18 protein-coding genes and 2 tRNA genes are annotated in these 16,944 nt (G+C 31.6%); 1 reads left to right on the top strand and 19 read right to left on the bottom strand.

The genetic code is table 11. The features are described from left to right. Window positions 1–61 precede the first annotated feature (61 nt). The 19 genes from MHH94_RS04225 to MHH94_RS04135 all read right to left on the bottom strand — a co-directional run bounded on the left by MHH94_RS04225 (window position 62) and on the right by MHH94_RS04135 (window position 15,533). Window positions 62–135 (bottom strand) — tRNA-Gly (locus tag MHH94_RS04225). Between the two features lie 23 nt (window positions 136–158). Next, a tRNA-Leu gene (locus tag MHH94_RS04220) sits at window positions 159–244 on the bottom strand. 266 nt (window positions 245–510) lie between these two features. Beyond that, window positions 511–957 carry a SprT family protein gene (locus MHH94_RS04215; RefSeq protein WP_048540864.1) on the bottom strand — a complete coding sequence of 149 codons (447 nt, stop codon included), beginning with the start codon at window positions 955–957 and terminating at the stop codon, window positions 511–513. Next, on the bottom strand, window positions 947–3,100 hold the full coding sequence (locus MHH94_RS04210) for a Tex family protein (RefSeq protein ID WP_048540865.1): 2,154 nt from the start codon (window positions 3,098–3,100) through the stop codon (window positions 947–949). The genes MHH94_RS04215 and MHH94_RS04210 overlap by 11 nt, the downstream gene beginning before the upstream one ends. A 115-nt stretch (window positions 3,101–3,215) precedes the next feature. Beyond that, on the bottom strand, window positions 3,216–3,986 hold the full coding sequence (gene sigB, locus MHH94_RS04205) for an RNA polymerase sigma factor SigB (protein ID WP_037589755.1): 771 nt from the start codon (window positions 3,984–3,986) through the stop codon (window positions 3,216–3,218). Then, the gene (rsbW, locus tag MHH94_RS04200) at window positions 3,961–4,437 is read right to left on the bottom strand and encodes an anti-sigma B factor RsbW (RefSeq protein WP_025904514.1); all 477 of its coding nucleotides are present in this window, start codon (window positions 4,435–4,437) and stop codon (window positions 3,961–3,963) included. The genes sigB and rsbW overlap by 26 nt, the downstream gene beginning before the upstream one ends. Before the next feature lie 4 nt (window positions 4,438–4,441). Further along, window positions 4,442–4,765, bottom strand: coding sequence for an anti-sigma factor antagonist (locus MHH94_RS04195; protein ID WP_025904513.1), 324 nt, complete (start codon window positions 4,763–4,765; stop codon window positions 4,442–4,444). 104 nt (window positions 4,766–4,869) lie between these two features. Then, window positions 4,870–5,874 (bottom strand): PP2C family protein-serine/threonine phosphatase, encoded by a 1,005-nt coding sequence (locus tag MHH94_RS04190; protein ID WP_048540866.1) that lies wholly within the window; start codon window positions 5,872–5,874, stop codon window positions 4,870–4,872. Between the two features lie 96 nt (window positions 5,875–5,970). Further along, window positions 5,971–6,342, bottom strand: coding sequence for a type II toxin-antitoxin system PemK/MazF family toxin (locus MHH94_RS04185; RefSeq protein ID WP_048540867.1), 372 nt, complete (start codon window positions 6,340–6,342; stop codon window positions 5,971–5,973). After that, a complete protein-coding gene (gene mazE, locus MHH94_RS04180) occupies window positions 6,343–6,510 on the bottom strand; it encodes a type II toxin-antitoxin system antitoxin MazE (RefSeq protein ID WP_048540868.1) in 168 nt (55 codons plus the stop codon). A gap of 84 nt (window positions 6,511–6,594) precedes the next feature. Continuing rightward, window positions 6,595–7,743 (bottom strand): alanine racemase, encoded by a 1,149-nt coding sequence (gene alr / locus MHH94_RS04175; protein ID WP_058591083.1) that lies wholly within the window; start codon window positions 7,741–7,743, stop codon window positions 6,595–6,597. Window positions 7,744–7,790: 47 nt separating this feature from the next. After that, window positions 7,791–8,153: a holo-ACP synthase gene (gene acpS, locus MHH94_RS04170; protein WP_058591084.1), complete on the bottom strand. Its 363-nt coding sequence runs from the start codon at window positions 8,151–8,153 to the stop codon at window positions 7,791–7,793. Window positions 8,154–8,184: 31 nt separating this feature from the next. Further along, entirely contained in the window at window positions 8,185–8,649 is a 465-nt protein-coding gene (locus MHH94_RS04165; RefSeq protein WP_058591085.1) for a PH domain-containing protein, read from the bottom strand. Next, a complete protein-coding gene (locus MHH94_RS04160; RefSeq protein WP_340839823.1) occupies window positions 8,639–10,159 on the bottom strand; it encodes a PH domain-containing protein in 1,521 nt (506 codons plus the stop codon). Before MHH94_RS04160 ends, MHH94_RS04165 begins: the two co-directional genes overlap by 11 nt. Then, window positions 10,149–10,628 carry a PH domain-containing protein gene (locus MHH94_RS04155; protein ID WP_058591087.1) on the bottom strand — a complete coding sequence of 160 codons (480 nt, stop codon included), beginning with the start codon at window positions 10,626–10,628 and terminating at the stop codon, window positions 10,149–10,151. The genes MHH94_RS04160 and MHH94_RS04155 overlap by 11 nt, the downstream gene beginning before the upstream one ends. A gap of 90 nt (window positions 10,629–10,718) precedes the next feature. After that, window positions 10,719–12,248 carry a DEAD/DEAH box helicase gene (locus MHH94_RS04150; protein ID WP_048540879.1) on the bottom strand — a complete coding sequence of 510 codons (1,530 nt, stop codon included), beginning with the start codon at window positions 12,246–12,248 and terminating at the stop codon, window positions 10,719–10,721. Window positions 12,249–12,421: 173 nt separating this feature from the next. Continuing rightward, entirely contained in the window at window positions 12,422–13,102 is a 681-nt protein-coding gene (locus MHH94_RS04145) for an alpha/beta hydrolase (protein WP_058591088.1), read from the bottom strand. Then, window positions 13,099–14,448: a UDP-N-acetylmuramoyl-tripeptide--D-alanyl-D-alanine ligase gene (locus MHH94_RS04140; protein ID WP_048540882.1), complete on the bottom strand. Its 1,350-nt coding sequence runs from the start codon at window positions 14,446–14,448 to the stop codon at window positions 13,099–13,101. Before MHH94_RS04140 ends, MHH94_RS04145 begins: the two co-directional genes overlap by 4 nt. Before the next feature lie 11 nt (window positions 14,449–14,459). Next, window positions 14,460–15,533, bottom strand: a complete 1,074-nt coding sequence (locus tag MHH94_RS04135; RefSeq protein WP_048540884.1) for a D-alanine--D-alanine ligase — start codon at window positions 15,531–15,533, stop codon at window positions 14,460–14,462. Window positions 15,534–15,713: 180 nt separating this feature from the next. Here MHH94_RS04135 and MHH94_RS04130 point away from each other — a divergent pair, with 180 nt between their 5' ends. Continuing rightward, window positions 15,714–16,913: an FtsW/RodA/SpoVE family cell cycle protein gene (locus MHH94_RS04130; RefSeq protein ID WP_058591089.1), complete on the top strand. Its 1,200-nt coding sequence runs from the start codon at window positions 15,714–15,716 to the stop codon at window positions 16,911–16,913. Window positions 16,914–16,944 lie beyond the last annotated feature (31 nt).

Genomic DNA, 16,944 nt, shown 5'->3' with positions numbered 1-16,944 from the left:
ATTATTGGAATTAACGTTGACATATTGTCATTCAGTTTTCAATGTTCATTATAAAATAATTTGGAGCGGGTGATCGGAATCGAACCGACAACATCAGCTTGGAAGGCTGAGGTTTTACCACTAAACTACACCCGCTTAGCTATATTAAAATTGATGAATGGTGCGGCCGAGAGGATTTGAACCTCCACGGGATTTCTCCCACTAGGCCCTCAACCTAGCGCGTCTGCCATTCCGCCACGACCGCGCATGGTTTGCAGTACTCAATCAATTTGTTATTTAAGTGACTGTCATTAAGTATATTACATTAAGTTTACAAAGTCAATAAAAATACTTAACTTTTTAATGTAATTTTACATCGAATAACTTGTCTTATTATTTGTTACGTTTCGTTCAAGCAACATTAACTATAATACGCCGGATCAATTATTTCGTCAATGCTTTTTCATTAAAAATTTATATAAAAAATACTACACTAGCATATTTTTAGTGTAGTACTTTCCCAATTATTCTTTATGTTATATTTTTTAACTTTCCACCACATGTTCCACATCTATATTTACGTGTATTAACACGTTTAATACGTTTGAATTCTGCCCTACATTGTCCACATTGATATAAATAGTTAGCTCGTTCTTCATAACTTTGAACTGCTTTACAAAATCGTGGTGCCCCTACTTCGTTACTTAATTCTTTAAATGCTTTGTCTTTATGCTGATATCCTTTACCTTCTATATGTAAATGATAATGACAAAGTTCATGTTTAATAATATCTATAAGCGCTTCAACACCAAAATTTTCATATTGTTTCGGATTAATTTCTATATCATGACTATTTAATAGATACCTTCCGCCAGTTGTTCTTAACCTTTTGTTAAATACTGCATTATGTTTAAAAGGCTTATTAAAATATTCCATTGATATATTAGAAACAAGTTCTTGAAGTGCCTTATTGTCCATTAGGGTCTATCATAGTTAATGATACTTTTTGTTTTTCTTGGTTTACATCTAATACCCAAACATCAACTATATCTCCTACACTTACAACATTCATAGGATGCTTAACATATCCTTTAGATAATTTAGAGATATGAACAAGACCATCTTGTTTGACACCTATATCTACAAACGCACCAAAGTCTACAACATTTCGTACTGTACCACTTAAAGCCATATTTGGTTTCAAGTCTTCCATAGAAAGAACATCTGATTTTAAAATTGGTGTTTCAAATTCATCTCTTGGGTCTCTTAAAGGTGCTATTAACGAAGCAATAATATCTTCTAGCGTTGGTATACCTATATTTAATGTTTCACTTGTATCTTGTATATCTAATTTATTCAGTTTTTCTTTTAATACATCTGAACCAATATCTTCTTTTTGTAAACCAACATATTGAATCAGCGCATAAGCCGCTTCATAACTTTCAGGGTGAATAGCTGTTTTATCAAGTGGTTCGCTTCCATCTAGTATTCTTAAAAATCCAATACTTTGTTCAAATGTTTTATTACCTAATCTAGGAACTTTAGCTATTTCTGAATGATGTGTAATAACACCTTTTTCTTCTCTAAATTTAATAATGTTATTTGCAACTGTATTGCTAAGACCAGAAACATAACTTAGTAACGATGGAGATGCTGTATTCACATCAACACCAACTTGGTTAACAGCAGTTTCCACGACGAATTTTAAAGTTTCACTTAGTGCTTTTTGATTTACATCATGTTGATATTGTCCTACACCGATTGATTTAGGATCTATTTTAACAAGTTCACTTAATGGATCTTGTACGCGTCTACCTATAGATACAGCACTTCTCTCTTCAACTTTAAAATCAGGAAATTCTTCTCTAGCAATATCTGAAGCTGAATAAACTGAAGCGCCAGCCTCGTTGACGATAACAAATTGGCAAGGTAAGTTATGCTTTTTAATCATTTCAGCTACAAATTGTTCTGATTCTCTACTTGCTGTTCCGTTACCAATCGCAACTAATTCAATGTTATGTTTCTTTATCATATCTACAAATATCTTTTCCGCTTGATCAGTTTTAGAAACTGGTGGATGAGGAAATATCACGTTTTTATCAACAAATGAGCCATATTCATTAATAACTGCTAACTTACAACCTGTTCTGTAAGCTGGATCTAGTCCTAGAATTTTTTTACCTTTTAATGGTGCTTGTAATAAGAGGTTTTTTAAATTCTCAGAGAAAATCTCAATTGCATGTTCTTCAGCTTTTTGTGTTAATTCACTTCTAATCTCTCTTTCAATAGAAGGTAAGATTAATCTTTTTAAACTATCTTGAATGGCTTCTTTAATAACTTCAATATGTTTATGTACTTTTTCAACAAATTGAGCCGTTAAATAACTTTCTAATGATGCTGTATCTATTTCAAATCCTACTTTTAAAATGCCTTCTGATTCTCCCCGGTTAATTGCTAGAACTCTGTGAGGTACTATTTTCTTAATTGGTTCTTCATATGTATAGTACATTTCAAAGATATTTTTCTCATCTTCAGCTTTCTTTTTCTTCTCAGTAACTAATTTACCTTGTCTTTCAACACTGTTTAAAATGTATTTACGGTATTTAGGTTCATCTGAAATCATTTCAGCTATAATATCTCGCGCACCTTTGATGGCATCTTCATGAGATTCAACTTCTTCAGTAATATATTTTGAAGCTTCTTCTACTAAATCAATATTAGAAGTACCTTCTAGTATCCATTTAGCTAAAGGTTCTAACCCTTTTCGTTTTGCTTCTGTAGCTCTTGTTTTTTTCTTTTTCTTAAATGGTCGATATAAATCTTCTATTCTTTGTAATTTTGTTTGTTTTAAAATGTCATTTTTTAAGTCTTCTGTTAGTAAACCTTGTTCATCAATTAATCTGATGACTTCTTCTTTTCTATTATGCAAGTTAAGTGCATATGTATATTCATTTTCAATTTGTTTAATTTCAACTTCATCAAGTCCACCAGTTAATTCTTTTCTATATCTTGCTATAAAAGGCACGGTATTCTTATCTTCTAGTAATTCTAGTACAGTTTTAATTTGTTTTTCTGTAAAAGGATGATTTTTCTTTATGATTTCTATTAGTTCTTGATTCATAATTGCCTCCTAAAAATGGTTATATTCTATTTTAACATAAATAGAATATAACCATTTTTGATTTTAAAAAGAGACAGAAACATTTCAAATGTTTCTGTCTCTCCTAATATATGAATTATTTCATTGCAGCTTCTTTTAATTTTTTTATTGCTGTTCTTTGAAGTCTTGAAACATGCATTTGACTGAGACCTATTTTTTCTCCGGTCTCTTTTTGACTTAAGCCCGTAATAAAGGTGTATTGAATTATTTCTCTTTCTCTATCCGTTAAAATAGGCAGAATTTTTTCTAATATCATTCTTTTTTCAGTTAAATCATAACCTTCTTCTGATTCTCCCATAATATCTAGCAATGTAACGGTAGATCCGTCTTTATCCGCTTCGATAGAATGGTCAACACTTAAGGCATTATAACTTTGACCCATTTCCATTGCTTCTAGAACATCTTCTTCGGTTACTTCTAGTCTATTTGCAATTTCAATAATTTTAGGTGACCTTCCTAATTCATTAGTCAATTCTTCATTTGCCTTTTTTATTTTAGGGCCAATTTCTTTAATTCGTCTAGGTACATGTACACTCCAAGTTTTATCTCTTAAATATCTCTTTATCTCACCAATTACAGTTGGAACTAAAAATGCTTCAAACTTTCTTTCAAATGAAACATCAAATCTTTTTATAGCACCTAATAAACCAACCATACCAACTTGAACAAGATCTTCATGATGTGCTTGGCCTTTAGAATATTTATATGCTAAAGATTCTACTAATTTTTGATAATGTAATACTAGCTTTTCTTGAGCTTCGCTATTATCATTTTCTTGGTAATCTGCTATCCAAGCATTAATGTCTTCTGGAGAAACTTCATTATAAACTTTGGACTCTTCCGTCATGTGTTTGCACCTGCTCTTTAGATAAATACTTTGTCATACTTATTGTAACACCAGCATCTTTTTGGACACTTACTTCATCCATTAATGATTCAATAAGAAATAGTCCTAATCCACCTTGTCTCAAGAAATTGATATTATCACTTTCTTGGTATGGTCCAAGCACTTTTTTAGCTTCTTCATAATTAAAGCTTTTACCTGAATCTGATACAATGATTTCTATTTTATCTTCAAACACAAGATAACCTATTAATATTTCGCCTTCAACTTTATCACTATATGCGTGTTTTACTGCATTTGTTACCGCTTCTGACACTGCAATTTTTGAATCTTCAATATCTTCATATGAAGCACCAGCTCTATTAAACACGCCAGATAATGTCAATCTGACTAGACCAACATATTCTGGAGCTGCTGGGAATCTCATCTCTATATAATCATAGTTAGATGTCATCACGTTATACCTCCGTTCCTTTGTTGACATGCATTAATTCTTTAAGACCCGTAATATCAAATAATCTCTCAATTCTATCAGATACACCAAGCACATATAGTGATTTATCATGTTCATTGAGTGATTTTAATGTGCCAACAAATAAACCTAAGCCAGTAGAATCCATATAACTTACGTTCTCCAAATTAACATGTATATCATGCGTTCCTTTTTGTCTAATCGGTTGTAATACGTCTTGAAGTTGAGGCGCAGTGTACACATCCAATTCTCCGCCAACTTTAATTTCATAGTAATTTTCATGTTCTGTAGTTTCAATGTTAAGATTCATTCCTTCTTACACCCCTAAATGTATTAGACTTTCATCATTTATTTTTACCCGTTTTTAAAATATTTAATCTTATTTAACACATCTTAAATATTTTTACCTTACAACTATTTAACACGTTTAACAATTAATATCGTTAAATCATCTCTTTTATTTGGATTCTGTAGTTTGACAAGTTCTTCATATAAAATTTGAACGATGTCTTGCGGATGAAGTTGTTTGTACTCATCAATCATACTTAATAAATCTGTCGTTTTGATAAATTCATTTTGTTGATTACGTAATTCCGTGACACCATCAGTAAAGACGATAATCATATCTTGTAATTCTATTTTTATTTCACTTTGTTTATAACGTGTATGTTTATTAACGCCGAGCACAATACCTCGTTCAGACATTTCTTCAAATTCTCCAGTCTGACTTCTATATATGTATCCAGGCTCATGTCCTGCTGAACTATAATAAAGCATATTATTAATTTCTTCATATAAACCATAGAACATTGTCACAAACATATTTTGATTAACGTTCTTTTCCACAACTCGATTCAAACGTTTTAAACCGTCACTCGGCAATTGCGAATGGCCGTATGAATCCATGCCAAATTTAATCATACTCATCGCTAATGCTGCCGGTATCCCTTTACCGATAACATCTGCTACTGCAAAACTCATAGTTCCGTCATTATGATCAATTAAATTAAAATAATCTCCACTTACTTTTTGTGCTGGAACAGAAATTGCCCCAATTTGAATACTATCAAATTGAGGGATTTGAGGCTTTAGCATCGTTTGTTGCAAACTAGACGCAACTTCCATTTCTTTATCATGAATTTTAATCTTATTTAATAACTTCTTATAATCACGGTATGTAAAGCCATAACCTATCATGACTTCTAAAAGAACATCAAATGAACGAATGATTTGTTCTTTAGTCAAGTCTTGTTCCTGATCCATAATATTTACATGTAATTGTACTATCTCCTCTGGTGAAACATTATCTTCTATGGCTTCAGTTGAAAATGTTTGGCATGATGATAAAATTTCATCATCATTTGTTTGAACATAATCAAGTAATAATTGAAGATACTGTTGTTTCTTTTGTTCTGACACGAAGTCACCTCGTTTCAAATATACTAAAAAAGCTTTAGGTTAATCCTAAAGCGGAAGACGTTTTAAAGTAATATTGATTCTTTTAAAACTATTTCATTATGTATTACCTAATGTATCAAATTTTTGTTGCAAAGTTAGATTGAGGCTGATGGCAATAGCGATATCAACCTCTTTCATCTTTGCATCAGATAAATATGTTAATTTTTCTTTTAAGCGTTTTTTATCAATTGTTCTGATTTGTTCAAGCAAAATTACGGAATCTCTGTCTAATTTATATTTCGCTGCCTCAATTTCTACGTGAGTGGGAATTTTGGCTTTATTTATCTTACCAGTAATTGCTGCAACAATCACAGTCGGGCTATATCGATTACCTGTATCATTCTGGATAATGACGACTGGTCTTGTTCCCCCTTGTTCAGAACCTGTAACTGGTGAAAGATCTGCGAGATATACATCTCCTCTTCTCATTTATTCACCTTGCTGAGAGGCTAAATGCGATTCATTTGAATCACAAGCTTCGCATTCGCTATAGTATGCTTCAGATGCAAGGGAGAGATTTAAATCGGCCATTGAACGATAGCCTTCTTTCAGTGTTTGTTCTAAACTTTGTGTACGATTTTGCGTTAAAGATGTCATAACAAATACCTCCAGATAAAATAAATGTAAATTTTGTTGATTAAGTTATTAATATCATAACAAATGTAACTCTATTTGACTATGCTATTTTAATAATTCGTTCGTAATTTCAACATTTTCACCATCATGATATATACGTGGTAATCTTTTTTTCAAGTTACAAAGTACTTCATAATTAATGGTATCTTGCGCTTCAGCAACCTTTTCTGCTGATTGTTCTGAATCAACATCATTATCCATGAGAATGACTTTATCACCTGTTTGAACATCATCTGGCACTTTTATCATTGTTTGATCCATACATACTCTACCTATGACAGGACAATTCACACCATTTACTTTCACGAGCGTATCTTGCATCTTTCTTAAATAACCATCTGCATAACCTATTGGCAATGTGGCTACTTTAATACGTTCACCAGCAGTAAATGTAGCACCATAACTCACTGTTTCGCCTGGTTCTAAATACTTTGTTTGAACGACTTCTGTTATTAATTGTGCAGAAGGTTTTAATTTTAAATTAGAAATTTCTTGAATATATTTTGATGGATAATATCCATATAACGAAATACCAAATCTAACAGCTGTGCAAATGGACGCATCATATCTTAAGGCTCCTGCTGAATTTTGAGCATGTATATATTCAGGTGTTTGAGACGACTCTACAAATTCTTCAAATAATTCATATTGCTTTTTAGAGAAATCATTTGGTTCATCTGCAGATGCAAAATGTGTGTACACACCTTCAAATATAAGGCGTTCATGTTGTTGTATTTTATGCACGACATGTTGGTAACTTTCAATATCTTTTAATCCAATTCTACCCATGCCTGTATCAATTTTCACGTGCATCCATAAAGGTTTGTCAGAATCATCATCTATTGATTCTATTGCATCATCTAACCATTGTTCAGATGGAACGGTTAATGCAACTCTATGTTGAACAGCTTTATTAATATCTTTAGTATTAATAACGCCGAGTACTAATATTTTTGCTTTAACACCATGCATTCTTAATTCAATTGCTTCATCTAATGTGGCAACTGCAAAGAAGTCTACACCTTCATTCATTAAGTATGTCGCAATCGGTACACTTCCTAATCCGTACCCATTTGCCTTAACGACTGCCATAATCTTCTTATTTGGATGAAGTCTTCCTACTGCTTGATAATTTTCTAGTATTGCCTTTAAATCGACGTTGATATAAGTTGGCCTATAATATTTTTCGGACAACAGCAAGGCACCTCCTCTTATAATATTTGTATTTTATCATATAGAAATCAATCTTGCTTAATATTTTCTATAATCACAATGGCTTCTGCATAATGTTTCGTGTGTGTAATGGAAGGATGAACACGATAGCCTTCACAAATGATTTCTGGTTTTCCATTTTCATCTGGTAAACAATTAATCGAGTGAAAACCGTACTTTTTACCGATCCCTGTCCCCATAGCTTTACTAAATGCTTCCTTCACAGCAAATCTACCGGAAATGAATTCGATTTTTCTTGATTCTAATTTAATTTTGTTGAAAATATTTAATTCGTCTTTTGTTAAAATTTTATTGACCATTTCTGGTCGTTTCGTATACCAATCTTGTATACGTTCTATTTCGACTAAATCTATGCCGACACCTTGAATCATCGTTAACACCTTCATTTTCACTGATTAAAAATCATTTTTCAATTCTATTTTGTATCGCGTGTTTAATACGGTTTGCCTTATCTTTATTTAAATATTGAATCATACGATTTCCTCCAGCCGTAGACAACGTAATATTAGCCAGGTTAAACTTTCTCATTATGAATCCTTCATATAAATCAACATTTTGAATTCTACCCATAGGTATCGTTGTTTCTCTAATCATAAAAATACCTGATTTAATGTTTATTTCATCGTCATTTATTTCATATCTGAAATTTCGATACATATAATAAGGCTGGATGATTAAACCATATATAGCTATTACTACGATAAGCGCTACTGGAATAAGAAGAAACCATTTTGAAGCTGTCGTCCACCATAGATTAAAAATAACTGCCATAACGATTATTATGATGATAAGTATTGAAATTGTAATGAGCGATCCAATACGTTCAACGACCATTCCTTTTTTATCCATTCTATATCTAGGAAGCATCTATATGACCTCCTTTATCTTTATACCATTTATAAATATTTAACGTATCTTGTTTATTGATAAATCTTAATCCTTTAGACAACATACCATTTCCATATGCTATTTGAATTGAGAAATGTGCAATATCTTTACGTTTAATAATTGGATTTTCATGTAATTCAAAAGTTAAAATCTTATTTCTATTCGCCCAAATTGTTGTATATTCAAACGGTGTTGCATTCAATATGACAATTGAGTCGTCATAAATTTTATATCCAGATTTCAACGTAATAATACTTGCGTAAAATAGCATAACTAAGAATATCACTAATCCTATAATCCAAGTATAAGACCATAAATATATTTGGATAGGAACCACAATTAATAATAAAATAATTGTCGGAATCAACACTCTTCTACGAATACCTTGTTTAGGTAATCCCTTCTTTACTGAATGAAACTGAAACTGTGGAATAATGTCTTCAAGCAATTGATAAGCTTCTTTTTTCTTCATAAATGGCAAGATTGTCACAGTACCTACATCAGTATCTTCTCCATTTTCAAAATGTCCATCTGAAGTAATAATCGCTGATATTTTTGTGTATCCAATCACTTTTCTAAATATAGATTCTTCTTCTTTTAACGCTTGTATTCTTCTGATTGGAACGGTACGCTTTTGAACAGTTAACAGACCATATTTAACCGTTAAAAGTTCCCCATCAAATGTTAATTCATATTTATAATTTTTAATAAATACAATGAGTGATCCAATAATATAACTTAAAATAATAAATACAAGCACAATTGAAATGATTACAAATGTTAAATTAACAACTTGATTAATTAGTGGGCTAATATAATCTTCGATATCGATTATTTGTGTTACAAATCCAAATAATGAGCCAAGTGCCGCAAATACAATTAAAATACCACCACTTGTGAAACTCATTTTCAATAAATCTTTATTTGATAATCTAAAGAACACGACTTCTTCTTTCTCATTAATAATATCTTGATGTTCAGAATCAGTCGACGCAACTTGTTCCTCGTTTAAATCATCTTCGCTTTGCTCTTTATTTTTGATAGCAAATTTTCTTTCTTTTAAATATTTCGAAAGACTATCACTTTGTGACTTCGTAATCGTATCTAATTCAATGCCATCACTCGGTGTTTTAATACTTAAACTCACGCCACCTAACAATTGGTGTACTATATTTTGAGAAGTATCAACAGATTGAATCCTTTCAATATTTAACTCTTTACGATTTTTTGAAAAGACACCCCAAGTCATAATTAATTGGTCATTCTCAATCCAATAACGTGTATTGTAAATCTTAATTGCTTTAAAATTGCTACTTATAAGTGAAAAACCTAAAATAACAATAGGAAATGTAAGTTCCCAAACATTATCTAATCCACGTGTCATAACGATAAACGCAGCTATTATTAATGGAAATATATTTTCTTTTAAACTAGCTAAAAACCCACTAACATAAGATATTGGATGTAATCTTTGCGGATCAAACATCATCAGTCACCTCTTTAACCTTAGTCATAATATTTAATCTCGTTTGGTCAGCTATCTCTCGGTTGACCATTGGCAACACTTCTAAATTACCTGCTGTTACAACAACGACAAAATAAATATTAAACAATCTTGAAATTGGTCCGTGCTTTATCGTTACATATTGAATTCTGTCATAAGGCTGTACAAATCTCTTTTGATAATAAAGCCCACTTTGTACCTCAATATACCTTTCTCCAATTTCAAACGATGTTCTTCTAAGTCTTATGATCGGACTAATAAATCCTATCGCTATAATCAACAGCACAATCGGTGTCACAATATAAATGAGAAATGTCCACCAATCATATTTATACCATAAAAATACAAATACACTGTACAAAATTAAGATAACTATGACATTTACAATATGATTTACATACTCATATTTTATAGACTGTTTTGGCATTTTATGTTCGAGTATTGGTTTATACATATAATCTCCTCTATCGTTCAATTTACGAGTATTATATCATAAAAAAAGTGTGCGTAACCTTAGAGATTACACACACTTCTTGTTTAGTTTCTATTTTGAATGCTCAGCAAATGTTCTACCTGAGAATTGTTTTTTTGAACGTTGTTTGTTTGGTTTATTGTTTTTACCTTTGTTACGGTCAAATTGATTGTTTTTATCATTTCCGCGACGTTTGTTGTTTTTACCATCAAATCTAGTTCTAGATTTACCACGTGAGTTACCACCACGGTTACCTTGTTTGCCTCTATGATTAGATTTTTTAGATAATGGTTTTTCAAATGTTAGTTGAACTTCTGCATCGTTGTTAGAAGTAATTAACTCTTGTAATAATGCAGCAACTAATTTTTGGTCACCATATTCTTTAATTAATGATTCAGCAATTTTTTCAATGCGACCTTCGATTGGACTTTCTACCCAACCTTTAACTTTAGCTTTAACATCTGATTCTTTAGCTTTCATAACTTCACCTGGTGTTGGTGGACGTAAAGCACTCATTTGACGTTTATTAGCTTTTTCTATTTGACGGATATAATCCATTTCAATTGGATTTACAAATGTAACGGCAACACCTTGTTTACCCGCTCTACCTGTACGACCAATACGGTGAGTATAACTTTCAGTATCTTGAGGGATATCAAAGTTATAAACGTGACTTACGCCAGAGATATCTAAACCACGAGCTGCAACATCTGTAGCTACTAAAATATCGATTTGATCATTTTTGAATTTTTTCAATACTTCTAATCGTTTAGCTTGAGTAATATCTCCGTGTAAACCTTCAGCACGGTATCCTTTAGTAATTAACGCACTTGTTAATTCGTCAACACGACGTTTCGTACGACCGAATACAATCGCTAATTCAGGATTTTGAACGTCTAATAAATTCGTAAATGTCTCGAATTTTTCTAATTCTTTAACAATTGTGTAGAATTCATCAATTTGTGGATCTGACAATTCGTTAGACATTGTTTTAACGATTTGTGGACTCTTCATAAATTTTTGAACTAATTCTTGAATAGCTTTAGGCATTGTTGCTGAGAATAGTAATGTTTGACGATTTTCGGATGGAAGTTTAGACATTATAAATCTCATATCATCTATAAAGCCCATGTTCATCATTTCATCTGCTTCATCTAAGATCAATGTAGAAATTGATTCTGTTTTTAATGTTCTTCTATTTAAGTGGTCAATCACACGTCCTGGTGTACCTACTACGATTTGCGGACCTTTTTTAAGTGATTTGATTTGTCTGTCTATTGGCATGCCACCGAATACAGTTACAACACTTACGTTTTGTCCTTTGCTGAAACTACGTAATTGTTCTGCCACTTGGTTTGCTAATTCACGTGTTGGTGCAAGAATCAATGCTTGTACACCTTGTTTATCTGCTACTTTATCAATTAATGGAATACCAAATGCACCAGTTTTTCCTGTTCCAGTTTGTGCTTGTCCTAGCACGTCCGTACCTTTTAATGTATGTGGAATACTTTCGATTTGTATTGGTGTTGGTTCAGTAAATCCCATTTTGTCCAAAGCATTTAAGGTAGCTTCAGAAATACCTAATTCTTTAAATTTTTGCAAAATAATTCTCCTTTTATATAGTTAATTCTTCTCGTCTTTTTTATTCAACTTCTATATACTACCACCCTTTTACCAATAGCGCAATGCGATTAAATCGTCGTTTACATTTAATTTTCATAAACAAAAACACAAAAAAACTGCACTAAAAAGGGATTTAGTACAGTTTTACTTCTTTATTTATTTTTAAATATAAATTTTTCAACTTCATAAAAAACTTTATAATTAACTTTTGATAAACAAATTTCATGCGGTCCTTTATCAATTTCAACTAAACGTGCATGCTTAATTCTCTTCACTAACGTTCTAGATTTTTCAATTGGAACAAGACCATCTATAGTGCCGTGTATGATTAATGTTTTAGCTGATATTTGTTCTGGAATATAAAGTGCACTTTGCTGTAATTTTTTAAAAGCTACAAATGATTTATAGTTTATTTTGACTGTGCGTCTCACCATGAAATCAAGAATTTTCAAATCTGCATATCTCATATTATTGATAAATGTATATGGTGATTTCACCAAGTATTGTATATTGATATTTTCAAAAGCTGGGGCAATTAACACTAATTGATCAGGTTGTTTAATTTTAGCTAACAAACCTGCAATAATGCCACCCATTGAAAATCCTATAACAATGACTTTATCTGATTTCTTCCTTAATGTCTCATATGATTGTTTCGCTCTTTCAAACCACATATCTTCATTTGTATCTTTAATCAATAAATTCAAGCCATGTCCTGGGTATTCCGGTGCTTCAAGTATAAAATCATAGCGACTACTCAAATATTCAATTAATGGTAATAACTCATAACGACCACCTGTATAACCATGTAAAAACAAGATACCTACTTTCATGTAAGTGCGTTAATAATCGTTTCGAGTGACATACCTCTAGAACCTTTAAACAAAGTGATAGAGTCTTCATTTAATTGATTTTTTAAATAGTCTGTGATTTCTTCTTTATCCTCAAAGTGATAAGTTTCAGTTATATATGCTTTCGCAATATTTGATATATGAGCCGCTTCTTCACCATATGTAATTAACGTTTGTATAGCTTTATGTTCTAAATAATAGCCAACTTGCTCATGCATCTCTCGACTCATTTCGCCTAATTCTAATACATCCGCAAGAATAAGTGTCTTATCTGTTTGTTCCATATTATGCAGTGTATCTATTGCTGCTTTCATACTCGTTGGACTTGCATTATATGCATCATTAATGAGTAGACCATATTGTTCTGTTTCAATTCTTTGCATACGCATATCGGTTAATACAAGATCATCTAAGGAGCTTTGAATTATGTCTTCCGTTACACCTAAATGTTTAGCAACTTGTATTGCATATGTTGCATTTTTAACATTGTGTTCACCTAATATATTTAAATGATAAATGAAGTGACTATTATTTAAATGAAAGTTTATACCGTGACTTGATGACTGATTCGTTTTGATGATGACATCATTATCATTCGCTATTCCTACAGATAGTTTGTCATGTTGCAATTTAGATACGAAAGGTTTAAGTAATGGCTCATCTCCATCGTAAATAAATAGTCCATTCTCTTTAAGACCTTCTGTAATTTCAAATTTGGCTTTTGCAATACCTTCTCTAGAACCTAAATCTTGCATATGAGACTCACCAATATTCGTGATAATCGCAACATCAGGTTCTGCTAAATGAGTTAATTCACTAATTTCACCAAATCCACTCATACCCATTTCTAGAATGGATACTTCAGTATCTTCATTTAAGTCTAGTATCGTCAATGGGCAACCAATCTCATTATTATAATTTCCTTGTGTCTTCTTAACTTTAAATGATTTATTCAATACACATTCAACCATATCTTTAGTTGTTGTTTTCCCATTTGAACCGGTAATCGCAACAACTTTAGGGTTTACATATTTTAAATATGCTTTAGCTAAATTTTGTAATGCTGCTAATGTATTATCAACAAAAATAATGGGTCCTTCTGGCGGATTCGGAACATCTTTTTGCCAAAATGATGCACCTGCACCATCATCAAGTGTTTGACGCACAAATTTATGACCATCTACATTTTCACCTTTAAATGGTATAAACAAATTTGATTCAGCAATTTTTCTTGAGTCTATACATGTACCTTGAACAACGACATCAAGATATTCATCTTGAATGTCACAATCAATCCATTCTTTTATTTTACGTAAATTAATATTCATTCTATTTACCCTCAGTCAATTTTATATTTGATATTCTTCTTGTTATCGTATCGTTCAATAGCAAGTTCAATTAACTTAGTTATAAGTTCTGTATAGCTTAAGTTCATGTTCTCCCATAATAATGGATACATGCTGTATTGTGTAAATCCTGGCATTGCATTTGTTTCGTTAATATAAATTGTATTGTCTTCTGTTAAGAAGAAGTCTGCTCTTACTAATCCAGAACAATCTGTTGCTTTAAAAGCTTCAATAGCCATATTTCTTAAAGTTGTTGCTGTTTCTTCATCTACATCAGCAGGTATTTGAAGTTTAACTTTGCCATCTTTATATTTAGATTTATAATCATAAAATTGTACATCTTTAACAACTTCACCTGGTAAAGTTGTTTCTGGATAATCATTACCTAATACAGCTACTTCAATTTCTCTTGCATCAACACCTTGTTCGATAACAAGTTTACGGTCAAATTGAAATGCTTCTTCAATACCAGAAATTAATTCTTCTTTATTCGTACATTTACTAATACCAACACTTGATCCTAAATTTGCTGGTTTAACGAAAACAGGATATTCAAGTTTATTTTGAATAAGCTCCACTATATTACGTTCATATTTCTCGTATTCACTTTTTAAGAAACTTACATATGGTAATTGAGGTAATCCTCTGTGAGCGAATAAATGTTTCATAACTAATTTATCCATTGAACTTGATGCTGCAAGCACACCATTACCAACATAAGGAATATCCAATACTTCAAATAAGCCTTGAATTGTACCGTCTTCTCCGTTAGGGCCGTGTAATAAAGGAAATACTGCACTATATGCGTTTCCATCATTACTCGCTTCTAATAATTTAGATATTGGTGTTAATGTTTCACTTGTTAATTTTAATTGTTCAACATCTTCGACTTTTCCATCAATAGATTGGTCGCTTTTAATCCAATCCCCATCATTTGTAATATAAATGATATCAATTATGTATTTAGATAGATCAACAGCATTGATCACATTTTGAGCCGTTAAAATTGATACATCGTGCTCTGCACTTTTCCCACCATATATAATGCAAATATTTTTTTTAGACATATATAAGCCTCCAAGTAGATTATTAGCCTATATTTTATCATGTTTTTAGCTATTGTTGCACGTATCAACATGACTATTTTAAAAATAACGCTTTTCTGAATAGCAAAATTGTATCACTTTATGTACAATCAAGTTATAATAAAAATTATGAAATTTAGTGTTAATTAAAGGAGTCTTTTAATGGAAACTTCTACTCGTACATTAAATAAATCGTTTCTAGAAAGAATAGATTGGCGATTAATCACGATTATTCTTATCCTATTTGGAACGAGTTGTTTAATAATCAATTCTGCAATGTCTGGCGGACAATATGAAACAAACTTTTTACTTAAACAAGTCTTGTACTATGTGCTTGGTTTTATTTTAGCCATTGCCTTAATGTTCATATCTCCAAAGACACTAAGAAAATATGTTTGGATTATATACATAATTGGAAACTTATCATTAGTTGGACTATTAATTCTACCTGAATCTAGCTTTACACCTATTATTAATGGTGCTAAAAGTTGGTACAGACTGGGACCTATCAGTATCCAACCATCTGAGTTTATGAAAATCATTTTAATTATTGCGCTATCTAATGTTATCTATCAACATAATAGATTTACTTACAATAAATCATTATCAAGAGACTTTAATTTATTACTAAAAATTGGTTTAACTTCTTTAGTACCAATGTTATTAATACTTTTGCAAAATGATTTAGGAACAACACTTGTATTAATTGCGATTATACTTGGTATCGTTGTTGTTTCTGGCGTAACATGGAGAATACTCGCACCAGCATTCATCGCATTATTCGGACTTGGTTCAAGCATCATTTTATTAATGATTTTTAAACCAAGTGTTATTGAGAAAGTTTCGGGTATTAAGACGTATCAATTAGGACGTATTAATTCCTGGCTAGATCCATATGCATATAGCTCAGGCGATGGATACCATTTAACAGAATCTTTAAAAGCAATTGGTTCTGGTCAAATATTTGGTAAAGGCTTAAATAACGGTGAAGTTTATATTCCTGAGAACCATACCGATTTTATATTTTCAATCATTGGTGAAGAATTTGGATTTATCGGAACGATGGCAGTACTAATTATTTTCTTAGCTTTATTCATACACTTAATTAGAATGGCTACTACGACACGTCATCCGTTTAATGTTGTATTTATAATCGGATATTTATCATTCGTACTATTCCACGTTGTACAAAATATCGGTATGACAATTCAACTGCTACCTATCACGGGTATCCCATTACCATTTATAAGTTATGGTGGATCAGCTTTATGGTCATTAATGGCAGGTGTCGGTATATTACTATCCATCTATTACCACGAAAAAGATAAATTCACAGAATCTGGTCAAAAAGCCGACATATAAAAAACCGCATCCTCAAATCGAGGATGCGGTT

This window comes from Mammaliicoccus sp. FSL K6-3158 (genome assembly GCF_038005105.1).
GTDB classification, from domain to species: domain Bacteria; phylum Bacillota; class Bacilli; order Staphylococcales; family Staphylococcaceae; genus Mammaliicoccus; species Mammaliicoccus sciuri.
This window is presented reverse-complemented; position numbering and strand designations above follow the sequence as displayed.

Coding starts and splice junctions, on each gene's coding strand:
- MHH94_RS04215 (WP_048540864.1), bottom strand. CDS start 957: ATGGACAATAAGGCACTTCAAGAACTTGTTTCTAATATATCAATGGAA.
- MHH94_RS04210 (WP_048540865.1), bottom strand. CDS start 3,100: ATGAATCAAGAACTAATAGAAATCATAAAGAAAAATCATCCTTTTACA.
- sigB (WP_037589755.1), bottom strand. CDS start 3,986: ATGACGGAAGAGTCCAAAGTTTATAATGAAGTTTCTCCAGAAGACATT.
- rsbW (WP_025904514.1), bottom strand. CDS start 4,437: ATGACATCTAACTATGATTATATAGAGATGAGATTCCCAGCAGCTCCA.
- MHH94_RS04195 (WP_025904513.1), bottom strand. CDS start 4,765: ATGAATCTTAACATTGAAACTACAGAACATGAAAATTACTATGAAATT.
- MHH94_RS04185 (WP_048540867.1), bottom strand. CDS start 6,342: ATGAGAAGAGGAGATGTATATCTCGCAGATCTTTCACCAGTTACAGGT.
- mazE (WP_048540868.1), bottom strand. CDS start 6,510: ATGACATCTTTAACGCAAAATCGTACACAAAGTTTAGAACAAACACTG.
- acpS (WP_058591084.1), bottom strand. CDS start 8,153: ATGATTCAAGGTGTCGGCATAGATTTAGTCGAAATAGAACGTATACAA.
- MHH94_RS04165 (WP_058591085.1), bottom strand. CDS start 8,649: ATGCTTCCTAGATATAGAATGGATAAAAAAGGAATGGTCGTTGAACGT.
- MHH94_RS04160 (WP_340839823.1), bottom strand. CDS start 10,159: ATGATGTTTGATCCGCAAAGATTACATCCAATATCTTATGTTAGTGGG.
- MHH94_RS04155 (WP_058591087.1), bottom strand. CDS start 10,628: ATGTATAAACCAATACTCGAACATAAAATGCCAAAACAGTCTATAAAA.
- MHH94_RS04145 (WP_058591088.1), bottom strand. CDS start 13,102: ATGAAAGTAGGTATCTTGTTTTTACATGGTTATACAGGTGGTCGTTAT.
- MHH94_RS04140 (WP_048540882.1), bottom strand. CDS start 14,448: ATGAATATTAATTTACGTAAAATAAAAGAATGGATTGATTGTGACATT.
- MHH94_RS04135 (WP_048540884.1), bottom strand. CDS start 15,533: ATGTCTAAAAAAAATATTTGCATTATATATGGTGGGAAAAGTGCAGAG.
- MHH94_RS04130 (WP_058591089.1), top strand. CDS start 15,714: ATGGAAACTTCTACTCGTACATTAAATAAATCGTTTCTAGAAAGAATA.